This is a genomic window from Micromonospora sp. NBC_01412 (assembly GCF_045040215.1).
Classification (GTDB): Bacteria; Actinomycetota; Actinomycetes; order Mycobacteriales; family Micromonosporaceae; genus Micromonospora; species Micromonospora rubida.
Genome location: NZ_CP109528.1, coordinates 530,516 through 544,928, shown reverse-complemented (window position 1 = coordinate 544,928; position 14,413 = coordinate 530,516). Strand labels below are relative to the sequence as shown.

Genomic DNA, 14,413 nt, shown 5'->3' with positions numbered 1-14,413 from the left:
CTCTGCGTATATCGACGATCTTTAGCATGCACCCATCGTGTCTCCAACAGCGCGGAGGGTGACAATGAAGGGGCGATCACGAGGCCTTCTGATCGGGGGGCTAGTGGTGACCATGGTGGCCACGCTGGGCGGAACGACGGTCCTACCGGGCCGCGATACCGACCGCAGCGACCAGGCCGCCGCACACAACGACGATGGCGGTCTGCTGTCCCGACTCGGCGAGGCCGCGCGGGATCTGGTCGGCGGGGGATCAGGCCGGACGAAGCCCGAGGCGGCGAGCGCGGCCCCGGCGGCGCTGAAGAAGCCGGCGGAGCCCAAGGTGCGGCCGCCGCACAAGCGGGTGCGGGAGCTGACGGACAAGCGGACGGCGACCAGCCGGGTGTATCTGATGTCCGACGGCCGGACCCAGGCGGAGATCTCCGCGGTGCCGGTGCACTACAAGGACGCGAAGGGCCGGTTGCAGCCCATCGACACCACCGTGCGTCCGACGAGTGAGAAGGGGTACGTGCAGGGCAACCGCACGAACACCTTCACCAGCCTCTTCGGTGACGACTCGCGGGACCTGGTGCGCTTCGAGGCCGGCGGCCGCAGCATCGAGCTGGGGTTGACGGGCGCGGACAGGACGCTCACGCCAAAGGTGTCCGGCTCGACGGTCACCTACCCAGGTCTGGGCGACAACGCGGACCTGGTGTACGACGTGACGTCGACAGCGTTGAAGGAAAAAATCGTCCTGCGGCAGCGGCCGGACGGTCCGGTGTCGTACACGTTCACCCTCGACACGGCGGGCCTGACCGCGCAGCAGCGCACGGACGGGTCGATCGCGTTCGTGCGCGCCGACGGCGGATCCCCGGTGTTCGTGATGCCGCCGCCGTTCATGTACGACAGCAAGGACGACGCGGGCTCGCCGCACGGGAAGGTGTGGAGCGACCAGGTCACCCAGCGGGTGCAGCAGATGTACGGCCAGACCACGATCACCGTGCAGGCCGACGGGCGCTGGTTGCGGAATCCGGCACGGGTGTACCCGGTGGTGATCGACCCCACGATCAAGATCCAGCCGAACCCGGGCGAGGCGCAGGACGTCGAGCTGTACTCGGGTGATCCGGACACGGTGGGCAGCGGCTGGCCGCTGTCGGTCGGCACCGACGCCTCCCACGTCTACCGGTCGTTGCTGAAGTTCCCGCTGTCGTCGGTGCCGGCGGGCACGGCGTTGGACTCGGCGCAGTTGAAGGTGTACTACGACCAGACCCACACCACGTCCGACTACGACGTGGCCGTCGAGGCGCGCCAAGTCACCCAGCCGTGGGACGAGACCACAGCGACGTGGACGTCGATGAGTGGGAACTTCGCCGCGGCGGAGCCGAACAACGGCGACCAGGTCGACGACGCCGACACCCCGAAGGTGACAACGGCCGGGTCGTGGCCGTCGTCCGCTGACGCCGGTGCGATCGGGGGCAGCCTGCGGATCAACCGGGACACCACCACCGGTGACACCTTCACGTGGGTGCCCAGCATCCCGGTGTCCGGGGACTACCTGGTCCAGGTGCATTACGTCGCAGGCAGCGACCGCACCACGGTGCCCTACACCGTCCACTACAGCAACGGTCAAACGAGCACCTACCAGGTGGATCAGCGGTTGGGCAGCGGCGGGGTGTGGAAGACCCTCGGCACACACAACTTCGGCGCCTCCGCCGCCGGTCAGAAGATCGTGCTGGGGGACGTGTCGGACGCCTCGAAGGCCGTCGTCGCCGACGCGGTGCGGCTGATCCGTACCGCCGTCGACACCAAGCTGCGGAACGCTTCCAGCAGGTGGCACACCTTCGGCGTGCGCACCACCGTGCAGTCCTGGCTCGACGCCCCGACCACCAACCACGGGTTCATGCTCAAGGCCGTCGACGAGGCGCCGCTGGCGCGGGGCGGCCCGCGCTACGAGGCGGCCGAGTACGCGTACATGGCCAAGGGGCAGCAGGACAACCACCCGAAGCTGCTGCTGACCTGGGGCCGGCCCGGGGTGACCCTGGCCCCGCCGACGACGGTCTACTCCACGGGCGCGCAGCTGACCTGGAGCGCCTACACCAACCCGAGCGGCGACCCCGATGGTGACAAGATCCAATACCAGGTGCACCGCAGCCTGAAGCAGCACTTCACCCCGTCGGCCGATAACCTGGTCGCCCCGGTGGATGCGCAGGTCACCACGTACACCGACACCAGCGCCGAACCGACCGCGGCGGATGACCCGGACCCGTTCGGCCGCTACTACTACTACATGGTCGCGGTGAAGACCCGCGATGGCACACTCATTCCCGCACCCACGGAGGGGGCGCGGCTGCCGAAGGCCGGCCGCGTGACCCGGATCTTCCAGGGCGACTCCCTCGACACGACCCTGTCAGTGGCCAAGCCGAACAACAATCTGAACGTCTTCGACGGTGATCCGTACCTGGGGGTCGGGAACAACTCCCCGACCTACGGCGACACCCGCGCGCTGGTGAAGTTCCCGACCATCAGCGGCATCCCGGCGACCGCGATGGTGGTGGACGCGCAGCTGCAGCTGTGGGTCACCGGCCACAGCGGGGCCACCAGCGGGTGGATCGACGTCCACAAGCTGAACCGCGACTTCGAACCAAAGGCCGCGACGTGGAACAACGCCAACGCCACCACCGCGTGGACGACCCCGGGTGGGGACTTCGACCCCGTGGCGGAGAGTGGCTTCGACGGCGCGAACACCAACCCGGAGTTCGGCCGCTGGACCACCACCGCCACCATCCGCGAATGGCTGGCCAACCCGAGCAGCAACCACGGCTTCCTGCTGAAGATGCGCGACGAGGCCGCCAACACCGAGCGCACAACGCTGCTGGCGACCGAGGGCACCGAGGACATGCTGCGACCCAGGCTCGCCGTCAGCTACCTCGAAAAGACCTCCGAGTCGACTTACTACGTCCCGTACACCCCGGCCCGGGTGCTGCCCAACGACCAGCAGACCGTCGCTGTCACCGTGTCGAACACGACCGCGGCGGCGTGGCAGGCCGCGGACTGGGTGCTGTCGTACGCGTGGACGGCGCCGGACGGCTCCCCGGTCAACGCCAGCCCGGCGTTGCAGACCGCGTTGCCGAAGAACGTCGTCCCGGGTGACACGGTCACGATCGACGCCCCGTTCAAGGCGCCGAACCAGTCGACGGACGGCAACAAGCGCACCGACTACGTGCTTACCTGGCAGCTGTACAACAAGACCACCGGCAAGTGGCTGTCCGAGTCCGACGGCATCCCCGGCCTGAGCCAGAACGTGACCGTGGAGGAGGCCACCTCCGACCAGCTCGGTCTGGAGAAGTACTACTCCTATGCGGGGAAGAACACCGGCGCCGGCGGCACCCTGATGAACAACCTGTACGCCGGAAACACCGTCTGGTCGTACAACGCGCTCACCAACCCGTCCCGCGGCCTTTCCACGTTCGTACGCCTGGCCTACAACTCCCTGGACACCAGCGACACCGTCGCCGGATACGGGTGGTCGCTGCAGGCCAGCTCACTGATGCGGCTCGGCACACCGCTGGACTTCCATCCGAACCCGAACCCGACCACGGTCACGCTGACCGATGGTGACGGCACCAGCCACAAGTTCACCTGGGACGCGGCCACCAGCGAGTGGAAGAGCCCGGCGGGTGTGCACCTGTACCTGCAGAAGGTGACCGAGCTTGACTGCAAGCCCAACACCGAGGAATCCCGGGCGTGGCGGCTGACCAAGCCGGACCGCACGGAGTTCTTCTACGACTGCGAGGGCTACCTGTCCACGGTGGTGGACAACAACGGCAACGAGATGCGCTTCACGTACGAAGAGCGCAAGTCCAACAACAAGCCCACCAAGTTCCTGCGCTACCTGACCGACGCGGCCGGCCGGCAGACCCTCACGGTCGACTACTACGCCAAGGGCCAGACGTACGAGTACATCGACGACACCGCCTGGACCCGCCAGTCCGCGTCGAACCTGACCAACCCGAAGATCATCGACCACGTCTCGCAGATCACCGACATCTCCGGGCGGAAGCTCACCTTCACCTACACCGACAAGGGCCTGCTCGGTGAACTCGTCGACGGCGCCGGCTCCACCGGGCCGATGGGTGAACCGAAGGTGTTCAAGTTCCGCTACGACATGACGCAGGGGAACAAGAACGTCAAGCTCGTCAAGGTCACCGACCCGCGCGGCAACGCCACCGACCTGACATACAACTACCCGCAGACCGGCGACGACCCAAAGTGGCACTGGACCACCAAGTCGTACACCGACCGGCTCGACCACCTCACCCAGTTCGCCTACGTCGACCCGGACGGCCCGCAGGGCAGCACCATCCACACCACGGTCACAGACGCGGAGAACCACGCCACCCAGTACCAGATGGACGGCTACGGCCGGCCCACGCAGACCACCAACGCCAAGAACGAGGTCACCAAGCTCGGCTGGGACAGCGACCACAACGTCGAACGGCTGGAGGAGGCCAACGGGGCCGTCTCCACCTGGGCGTACGACCAGAAGACCGGCTACCCGACCGAGATCAAGGACGCCGAGACGGTCCGCAACAGCTGGCCGGGCACGGCCCTGACCTACCAGCGGCAGCTCAACGGCCACATCGCCGACCTGACCGAGAAGACCAGCACGCAGGGCCGGAAGTGGACCTTCGGCTACGAACCCGACGGCGACCTGTCCTGGGTCATCGACCCGGTCGGCAACACCACCCCGGCCGCGGATGACTACAAGACCTCCTACACCTACGACGAGTGGGGTCAACTGCTGACGGCCACCGACGCCAACGGCAACACCACCACCAACAGCGACTTCGACCCCAACGGCTACCCGAACACCATTACCGACGCCGAGAACAGCCAGACGACGTTCGCATACGACGAACGCGGCCAGGTCCTCAAGGCCACCGACGCGCTCGACCACGACACCACCCAGACGTACGACACATTCGGACGTCCGCTGGAGAACAAGGTGGCCGTTGACCAGACCGCCAACAAGTGGATCACCACCCCGGCCCCCAAGTACGACGCCAACGACAACGTCTACGAGTCGTACGCGCCGAACGGAGCCACCTCGACCGCCTCGTACGACGAGGCCGATCAAGTGCTCTACATGACGGCGCCGGTGGACGTGGCGGGTGACCTGGAGCGGAAGACGTCCTTCACTTACGACAAGGTCGGCAACCTGCTCACCGCCACCGAGCCGAAGGGCAACCTGACCAGCACGGTCGGGGACTACACCACCACCACCGCCTACGACGCGATCTACCAGCTCGTCAGCGTCACCAACGCCCAGAGCCAGAAGATCACCTACGAGTACGACAACGTCGGCAACGTGGTCACCGTGGTCGACCCGCGCAAGAACGCCACCACGGACACCGCCGACTACACCCGCAAGATGGAGTATGACCTCGCGCACCGGGTTACCAAGTCCATCGACGCGCTCGGCAAGTTCACCCGCAGCACCTACGACCGCGACGGTCTGGTCACGGCCACCACCGACCAGGTGGGCACCACCACCGAGGTCACCCTCGACCCTCGGGGGAAGCCGACGCAGGTGAAGGTGCCGCACAAGAACGACGCGGGCACCATCACATACCGCGTCAACCAGTACAAGTACGACCAGGTCGGCAACCAGACCAAGGTGGTCAGCCCACGGGGTGTCGCAACCACCGACGACCCGGACGACTTCGCCACGGTCACTATCTACGACAAGCTCAACCGGGTCAAGGAGACCCGTACCGCGTACGACAAGGACGACACCCGCTACACCAGCGCGGACGTCACCACCTACACCTACGACGCGGTCGGCCGCCTGACCACCCAGTCCGCGCCTCCGTCGTCGGGCGAGTCGGTGCGCAACGACACCACCTACACCTACTACGACAACGGGTGGACGAAGTCGTCGTCGGATCCGTGGGACATCGTCACCTCGTACGACTACAACGAGCTCGGCGCCCAGACCACCCGCACGGTCACCTCGGCCGGCGGATCGTCGAACCGCACCATGACCTGGTCCTACTTCCCCGACGGCAAGCTGAAGTCCCGCTCGGACGACGGCGTCCCGGTCGGGAAACAGGTCGTGCTGGTCGACAACTCCGACTTCAACAACACCACCGCCACCGGGACCTGGACCACGGCCAACACGGCCACCGGCAAGTACGGCACCAACTACGCCACCGCGCCGGCGGGCACCGGCACGAACACCTTCACCTGGCAGCTGAACGTGCCGCAATCCGGCACGTACGAGGTGTTCGCGCAGTACCCCCAGGTCACCGGCGCGGCCACCGACGCCACATACACGATCAGCCACGGCAACGGCGACACGACCAAGACGGTCAACCAGAGCACCAACGCCGGCGCCTGGGTCAGGCTCGGATCCTACAGCTTCACCGAAGGCAACACCCACAATGTGTCGCTGTCCGACCAGGCCACCGGAACCGTGGTAGCCGACGCGATCAAACTCGTCCGCGACAACTCGACCGACGTCGACAACGAGAAGCACGACTACAGCTACCGCTACGACCCCAACGGCAACCTGACCACCATCACCGACGCCTCCCCCGGCGCCCGGGTGGACACCTACTCGGTCGACTACACCGACCTCAACCAGGTACAGACGGTCAGCGAAAGCAAGTCCGGGACGGCCACCAACACCACCACGTTCACATACAACGAGAACAGCGCACCGCTGACCAACACCCACGACAAGCAGTACGCCAGCTACAGCTACGACCCGCGTGACCTGGTATCCACGGTCATCAACGGCAAGTCCGCCACCGACCCCGGCAAGAAGACCACCACCTTCACCTACACCGACCGCGGCGAAAAGCTGAAGGAGGTCAAGGGCAACGGCAACACCGTCGACTACACCTACCACCTCGACGGACTGCTGAACACCCAGGCGGAGAAAAAGCCCAACGGGACGCTCGTGTCGGACCACACCTACACCTACGACCTCAACGGCAACCGCACCCGTGACATCGCCAAGAAGATGAACGCCGACAACCACTCGGCGTACCTCAACACCACCAGCGACTATACCTACGACCCCCGCGACCGCCTCGCCGCGTTGACCAAGACCGGGGACGGCGCGGGCACCGAAACCTACATCCACGACGCCAACAACAACGTCATCAACCAGACCATCAAGGGCACCACGACGACGTTCAACTACGACCGGAACCGACTCCTCACCGCCAGCACGGGAGGCGCGACCGCGTCGTACAACTACGATCCGTTCGGCCGCCTCGACACCGTCACCGCGGCCGGCACGGTTATCGAGCGCAACTTCTACGACGGCTTCGACCACGTCATCGAGAACCGCAAGAACAACGGCACCAGCACCTCTACGACCAAGTACACGTACGACCCGCTGGACCGGACCACCACCAAGACCACCGACGCCGGTAGCAGCAAGGAGAAGACCACCACCTTCAACTACCTTGGGCTCTCCATCGAGGTCCTAGATGAGGAGGTCGCCGGCAAGCTCACCAAGTCGTACCAGTATTCACCGTGGGGACAGCGCCTATCCCAGGTCACCCACAAGGACGACGGCACGGAGGAGAAGGCCTACTACGGGTACGACCAGCACGCCGACGTCGAACAACTGACCGACGACACCGGCGACACCAAGGCTACCTACGGATACACCGCGTACGGCAAGAACGACGACGCCCAGTTCACCGGCATCGACAAGCCAGACGCGGCCGACCCGACCAAGGAGGTGTACAACGCCTACCGGTTCAACGCCAAACGCTGGGACCAGAACTCACAGTCCTACGACATGGGCTTCCGGAATTACAGCCCAGGCCTGAACCGGTTCCTCACCCGCGACAACTACAACGGCGCGCTCTCCGATATGAAACTCGGCCTCAACCCCTGGACCGGCAACCGATATGCCTTCGGCGGCGGTAACCCGATCAGCATGGTGGAGATCGACGGACATACGGTCGTCCCCATCGGCCCAGCCGTTGGTGCTGCAGTCGCTGCAGCTGCAGCCGCTGGTGCCGCTGCTGCTGTTGGTGCCGCTGCAGCCGCGGCTGCGCCGTGGATCGCCGGGGGCGCGGCCGTGGTGGGCATCGCGTGGCTGTTGGCGAACATTGACGGGGGCGACCTGTCCGCCGATGACAAGGCGGACCAGGCCGGAATCGCCGGCACTGAGGAGGGGGCCGAGCAGGCGGCCAAACTCGCGGAGGAGCTAAACGGCACGAGGAGAAAATGGTTGGCCAAAAACGGAACCACGGCCGTGGTCAAGGTGTGGGACTCGGAAACGAATACGTACAAGATCAAGGTTTCGGCTGCGCAACCGGATCCCGGTGAAGACGTAATGCCGGAAGGCTGGGAGGAAAAGATTCGGGCAGTTTACGGAGACGAGATCGCAATCGAGTACGTCAAGAATTCGGGTGAAGGGATACATGCCGAGGAGAATATTATCGATAGCCTGAGCGACGGCGAGGTGATCGTCGAGGGCGGCGCGAACCGTAGCGTCTGCATGTATATCTGCAATGCCGAGCTGGGGCCTAGGATGCAGCTTGGTGGTAAGTATGCCTCCAGGTCGAGGGGCACCACGAAGCACCGCGCCTTCTGGCGGCCCTTCATGCCCTGGATGTCACCTCCCGCATCTACAGCTCCTGCGGGTCCATCAGTGCCCAACCCCGCACCAGCACCCGTACCGTAACCGCGTCGGCAGCCCCATCGGTAGCCGGGGCAAGAAACGCTGCACGGCTTGAGTCCCTGTAGCGGCGAACGGTGCCACATCGATACGACAGTGTGGCACCGTTCGCATGCGTGGTGGCTGCGCACAAGTCCAGACGAGCAGAGAAGTTGGTCGCGAGTAGAGAGGAAGTAGTAGTCGCAAGTCGCGGTTGCGTCCACGGACGTAGTGCACGTTTTACCCGTTATGAGCCTGTTGCGGAGATAGGAGGCGGCCATCGCGTGTCCTTCCAGACGACCAAGTCAGAGAAGGAGAGCAAACGCGATGGCCGCATTTCAGACTGTGAACCCCGTTGAGCTGCTGTGAGCAGATCGAGGGCGCATCGCCGGACGTGTTTCAGGCAATGGTCAAGGCGTTCGCGCAGGCCTTGATGCCCGCCGAAGCGGACGCGATCTCGTCGCGGCCTACGGGCAGCGCAGCGACGAGCGGGTCAACTCCCGCAACGGCTACCGGATGCGGCAGTGGGACACCCGCGCCGGCACGATCGACCTGGCAACTCCGAGACTGCGCTCCGCAACTACTTCCCGGACTGGCTGCTGACGGGCCGCCGACGGGCCGAGCAGGCCCTGGTCTGGATCGTTGCCACCTCCTACCTGCTCGGGGTATCCACCAGACGCGCGGAGAACGTGGCGAGCAGGCTTTTGTGATCCAGGGCGAAGTGGCATGATCTAGGACGTGATGATTGCTGGTTACGAGGAATTCCCGTTGATCGATGGCGCACCGCTGCTGAATAACCCGCTCTTCTGGCCGACCTACTTGGCCGCCACGATGGCGCCCCACCGCGATACGCTGGTCGCCGCGGCTTTCGAGGTTGATGTAGAGGATTGTTTCGAATATTTCGACCACCTAACCGACCCTGACGCGTGGCCAGCGTTTCGGCTTGCACTACGTGACGGATACGAGATCGATATGGTCTACTGGAACGAACCCAACGAAAATTGCACGGAATATGTCCTGTGCCGATCCGGCCAGAAGTACAAGGTGGATCTGGCGAACGTGGGAGGGCACGAATTTCGCCCGGGGCTGAGCTGGCCAGAGCTCGTCACCGCGGCAAGCTGGCCGGGAGCGCCATACGGGATCGTCGATCCGCATGCCCGGCTACTGCTACTGCTACCCGCGTTCGGAGACGCGGATCTGCCGGCGGAGGCAATGGCGACGGTGACCGCCGCGTTGACGAGTTGCGGCGCACGGTCGGGGGCCGGTGACCTCGCCGCATACATGCTCCGGCAGCCAGAGAGGTGGCCGCACTGGCGGCCGCACGTCAATGGTGCTCTCGTCTGTGATGGCCGGTACAGTCGGCGTAACCCTGAAGGGCCAGCCGCGCATTCACCTGCCGACTTGCTCGAGATCTCATCGGCACTCGGGACCAGTTGATCGATCGGTGGCGATCAGCGACCGGCCGGCGTGGGCCCGTTCGGAGATCAGCTCGTAGAGGTCGTCGGCTTGTTGGGCGGTTAGCTCGCGCATGGCGAAGTCGTCGAGGATGAGCAGTGCGGGTCGGGTGAGTTCGGCGAGGCGGCGGGGCCAGGTGCGGCCGGCGTGGCCGCCAGCGAGGTCGGCCAGGGCGCGGCTGGTCTTGTGAAGCGGACGTCGGCGCCGCGGCGGACGGCGAGGTGGCCAAGGGCTTGTGCGACGTGGGTTTTCCCGACGCCGACGGGTCCGTGCAGGATGACTGACTCGCCTGCTTGGAGCCAGCGCAGGGCCGGCCAGGTCGCGAATCTGCGTGGCGGGCAGCTTCGGGCTGGCGTGGAAGTTGAACTCCTTCAGGGTCGTAGTGTGGTCGAAGCGGGCGCGGCGCAGCCGGCGCTGGATGCGGTGTGCAGCATGCCGGAATGCCGCCGTCCTTGGTGGTCGGTGGTTGTTGAAGTGGTCGACATACTCGTCGATCACGGCCTGTGCGTGGCGTTCGTTGTAGATCAGCATCTGGTCGGTGCATTCCTGGCGGAGGCTGCGGCCCCAGCGTTCGATGAAGCAGTTCGCTCGCGGGGTGCGGGGTGGGGTCTTGACCACGGTGATGCCTTCGGCGGCGAAGACGTGGTCGAAGGCGGTGGTGTGCTTGGCGTCGCGGTCGCGGATGAGGAACCGGAACCGGCCGGCATGCTCGCCGAGGTCCATGGTGAGGTTGCGGGCCTTGTACCTGCCGAAAATCCCATCCGGGTAGGTCAGGCGGCGTTCTCGTACTCGTGCAGGATGCCTGTACGGTGCCAATACCTGTCGCACCTGCTGTGAGCTGGGCTTTGTGAGCTTAAGGCACCGTCGTGGTCATGGTATTCGCGCTGATCTATCGTGGACGGCCGCAACAGCACCGGCATCCGGGGCTGGCTCGACGCCCGCACCCCGGCCTGGCGGGACCGGATCGAGGTCGTCGCGATCGACCCCTCCGCGACGTTCCGGTCCGCCCTCGAGACCGCCCTCCCCGCAGCGCGGATCAGCGTCGACCACTGGCACCTGGTGCGGCTCGCGAACCTGATGGTCACCAAGGTCCGCCAACGCGTCGCGCAGGAGACCAAGGGCCATCGGGGCCGCAAGGACGACACTCGCCTGGGCCCACCGCATGCTGCTGCTCCGTGCCGGGGACCGGCTGTCCGAACGTGCCGTGCACCGCCTCGACCGCGTCTTCGCTCACGATGACGCCACCGGCGAGATCGGCCGCCTGGGGCGTCAAGGGATGCGTCCGGATGCTGCTCGCGTGCACCGACCTCGACGCCGCGGACACCGCCCGCGGCCAGCTCGGCATCACGGTGCTTGCCGCCGACATGCCCGAGACCTGGCGGCTGTGGGAGACCATCAACGACTGGTGGGACGAGATCGAGACCTTCATCGAAACCAGAGTCACGAACGCCCGGACCGAGGCCGCGAACACCGGCATCAAGCACATCAAGCGCACCGGACGGGGCTACCGCAACCACCACTACCAGCGCCGTATCCGGCTACGCAGCCACCGGCAGACACGCCGGCGGCGCACACGCTTGAATCAGCAGGCCGCCGCGGCGAACTGCGAACAGCCTGCAATCGTCATCCGACAAGACTCACCCGATTCCCAACCGGCTTGACGTATTCCATTATGGGAATATGATGGCTGCCGTGGCACGAGCAGCGACGACGTCGGACGCGTTCAACGCGATCGCCGAGCCGCAGCGCCGGGACATCCTGGCGCTGCTGCGGGCGGGTGAGCGGCCGGTGACCGACCTGGCTCAGGAGTTGGGGATGAGCCAGCCGCGGGCGTCCAAGCACCTGCGGGTGCTCCGGGAGGTGGGGCTGGTGCGGGTCCGCGGGGCGGGCAAGCAGCGCCTCTACGGCCTGGATGCCCGGGGGCTGCGGCCGGTCCACGAGTGGGTCGGCGGATTCGAGCGGTTCTGGAACGAGAGTCTCGACCGGCTGGATACCTACGTGCAGGACCTCAAGCAGACACGGCAGGAGGAATGACCGATGGCAGGGGCAGGGCAAGAAACGCGGGCGGAGCCGGCGACGGCCGACCGGGAGATCGTGATCTCCCGGATTATCGACGCCCCGCGGGAGCTGGTGTTCGAGGCGTTCACGCAAGTCCGGCACCTGTCGCGGTGGTGGGGTCCGGAGGGGTTCACCACCACCACGCGGTCCTTCGAGTTCCGCGAGGGCGGAGTCTGGGACTTCGTGATGCACGGGCCGGACGGGACCGACTACTCCGAGTGGATCACCTGGACCGAGATCGTCCCACCGGAGCGGATCGCGCTGCTGCACGGTGAGTCCCGCGACGACCCGAACGCCTTCGAGTCGACCCTGGCCTTCGCGCCGCACGGCACCGCGACCCGGATCGTGATGCGCACGGTCTTCCTCACCAAACAACTGCGCGACCAGGCCGCGGAGGAGTACCACGCGATCGAGGGCGGCGAGCAGACGCTGAGCAACCTGGCGGCCTACGTCGCCGAGATCGCCCAGAAGAAGGAGGGCCGCTGATGGCCGGGAAGGTGTTCTTCAGCGTGTCGATGTCGCTGGACGGCTTCAGCGCGCCCGAGTCAATGGAAGGCATTCTCGCCACGCCCGAGCAGCGGGAGCAGGACCCGAGGCTGGAGCGCTGGATGGCGCAGTGGATGGAACTACAGGCGTGGATCTTCCCGCAGCGGTTCTTCCGGGAGAACCTCAACCTGGGCGAAGGCGGCGAGGAAGGGCGCGACAACGACATCGTCCGGGAGACGTTCGAGCGTACCGGCGCGAGCGTCATGGGCAAGCGCATGTTCGACCTCGGCGAGCAGGCATGGCCGGAGGAGGCGCCCTTCCACACCCCCGTGTTCGTCGTCACCCACCAGCAGCGCGACCCCTGGGAACGGCCGGGCGGGACCACCTTCCACTTCGTCAACGACGGCATCCACAGCGCGCTGGGCCAGGCCCGCGAGGTCGCCGGCGACCGGGACGTCCGGATCGCAGGCGGCAGCGAGACGATCCTGGAGCACCTGAACGCCGGCCTGGTCGACGAGTTCTCGATCGCGCTCTCACCCGTGCTGTTCGGCGCCGGCACCCGCCTATTCGACGGCGTGGACGCGTCCAGGGTCGCGCTGGAGCCGGTCCGTTCCGAGCCGTCGTCGCGGGTGACGCACCTGACCTACGCCGTGCACCCACGATAGTCGCGCCACCACTCCACCAATAGCGACCCGAGCACCCACGGCGCACACGCTTGAATCAGCAGGCCACCACGGCCAACTGCGAATAGCCGCTTTGGCAACACAGAGGTAGCAGACCTCATCGGCATGAGCGCACGTTCGTTGTTGCCGACGTGCTCCTTGGGCGGGTGGTAGCGCGTGGCGACCCCTGGGCCTACCTCACCGCGCCACAGGCGAGTCGCGCGAGCGCCGACGCCAGGCCCCACCCACCCGCCGAAGGTCAAGCCCGAACTGGTCGCCCACGCCCCCGGCGAGGTCTACAGCTGGGACATCACCAAGCTGCGGGGACCACTACGCGGCGTGTACTACGACCTGTACGTGATGATCGGCATCTTCAGCGGCTCCGTCGTCGGCTGGATGCTCGCCGAGACCGAGACCGCCGAATTGGCCACCGAGTTCATCGACGATATGATACGGACCTATGGCAAGATGCGGGTGGTGCACGCCGACCGGGGCACGTCCATGACCAGCAAATCCGTCGCCCAACTACTCATCGACCTGGACGTGGTCCGCAGCCATTCCCGGCCCCACGTGAGCAACGACAACCCCTACAGCGAGGCGGCGCTCAAGACTCTCAAGTACTGCCCCGCCTTCCCCGACCACTTCGACCACGCCCGCGCGTTCTGCAAGCAGTTCTTCGACTACTACAACCACGAGCACTACCACTCCGGGCTCGGTCTGCACACCCCCGCATCCATCCGCTTTGCAACCGCCGAGAAGATCCGCGCCGACCGCGTGGAGGTCCTCGCCGCCGCCTTCGCCCGCAACCCCGAGCGGTTTAGCCGGCGCTCCGAACCACCCAAACTGCCGACCGTGGCCTGGATCAACCCACCCAGCGAGCCCACCCAACTACAGAGCAACTGACAACTCGGTGTCCAAAAACCTTGACAGATTCCACGTCGCGCGCGGATCTCCGCGATCTTTCAGATTTTCTGAAAGGTTCCCTGCAGAACTCCTCGATGGACGCGCGCTCTCGCCCGCCAACAGACTGCCTTCCTGAGATCCAAGCCGCGGACCGGACCGATCGGGACCGCCTCACAGGAAGCGCGAT

8 protein-coding genes and 3 pseudogenes are annotated in these 14,413 nt (G+C 65.9%); 9 read left to right on the top strand and 2 right to left on the bottom strand.

Translation table 11 applies throughout. From position 1 onward, the window contains the following. The first annotated feature begins 112 nt into the window (after nucleotides 1-112). The 3 genes and pseudogenes from OG617_RS02270 (at nucleotide 113) to OG617_RS02260 (ending at nucleotide 10,099) form a co-directional block, all read left to right on the top strand. A complete protein-coding gene (locus OG617_RS02270; protein WP_405104077.1) occupies nucleotides 113-8,689 on the top strand; it encodes a DNRLRE domain-containing protein in 8,577 nt (2,858 codons plus the stop codon). A 328-nt stretch (nucleotides 8,690-9,017) separates the two neighbouring features. Continuing rightward, a pseudogene (locus tag OG617_RS02265) lies at nucleotides 9,018-9,366 on the top strand (transposase); the annotation flags it as partial. Between the two features lie 34 nt (nucleotides 9,367-9,400). Beyond that, complete coding sequence (locus tag OG617_RS02260; protein WP_405098256.1) at nucleotides 9,401-10,099, top strand: hypothetical protein; 699 nt, start codon at nucleotides 9,401-9,403, stop codon at nucleotides 10,097-10,099. 80 nt (nucleotides 10,100-10,179) lie between these two features. Here OG617_RS02260 and OG617_RS02255 read toward each other — a convergent pair whose 3' ends face one another. Together OG617_RS02255 and OG617_RS02250 are read right to left on the bottom strand one after the other, a co-directional pair. Next, the gene (locus tag OG617_RS02255) at nucleotides 10,180-10,425 is read right to left on the bottom strand and encodes an ATP-binding protein (RefSeq protein WP_405104076.1); all 246 of its coding nucleotides are present in this window, start codon (nucleotides 10,423-10,425) and stop codon (nucleotides 10,180-10,182) included. 208 nt (nucleotides 10,426-10,633) lie between these two features. Next, nucleotides 10,634-10,840 (bottom strand): annotated as a pseudogene (locus tag OG617_RS02250) (hypothetical protein); the annotation flags it as partial. Between the two features lie 171 nt (nucleotides 10,841-11,011). On the opposite strand from OG617_RS02250, the gene OG617_RS02245 reads away from it, so the two are divergent. The 6 genes and pseudogenes from OG617_RS02245 to OG617_RS02220 form a co-directional block, all read left to right on the top strand. Further along, a complete protein-coding gene (locus tag OG617_RS02245) occupies nucleotides 11,012-11,356 on the top strand; it encodes a transposase (protein WP_405098254.1) in 345 nt (114 codons plus the stop codon). Then, nucleotides 11,353-11,778 (top strand): transposase, encoded by a 426-nt coding sequence (locus OG617_RS02240; RefSeq protein WP_405098252.1) that lies wholly within the window; start codon nucleotides 11,353-11,355, stop codon nucleotides 11,776-11,778. Before OG617_RS02245 ends, OG617_RS02240 begins: the two co-directional genes overlap by 4 nt. Before the next feature lie 31 nt (nucleotides 11,779-11,809). Then, nucleotides 11,810-12,151, top strand: coding sequence for an ArsR/SmtB family transcription factor (locus OG617_RS02235; protein ID WP_405098250.1), 342 nt, complete (start codon nucleotides 11,810-11,812; stop codon nucleotides 12,149-12,151). A 3-nt stretch (nucleotides 12,152-12,154) separates the two neighbouring features. Then, nucleotides 12,155-12,661 carry an SRPBCC family protein gene (locus OG617_RS02230; protein WP_405098248.1) on the top strand — a complete coding sequence of 169 codons (507 nt, stop codon included), beginning with the start codon at nucleotides 12,155-12,157 and terminating at the stop codon, nucleotides 12,659-12,661. Then, nucleotides 12,661-13,326, top strand: a complete 666-nt coding sequence (locus tag OG617_RS02225) for a dihydrofolate reductase family protein (RefSeq protein ID WP_405098246.1) — start codon at nucleotides 12,661-12,663, stop codon at nucleotides 13,324-13,326. Before OG617_RS02230 ends, OG617_RS02225 begins: the two co-directional genes overlap by 1 nt. Nucleotides 13,327-13,525: 199 nt before the next feature. Then, a pseudogene (locus OG617_RS02220) lies at nucleotides 13,526-14,226 on the top strand (transposase); the annotation flags it as partial. Nucleotides 14,227-14,413 lie beyond the last annotated feature (187 nt).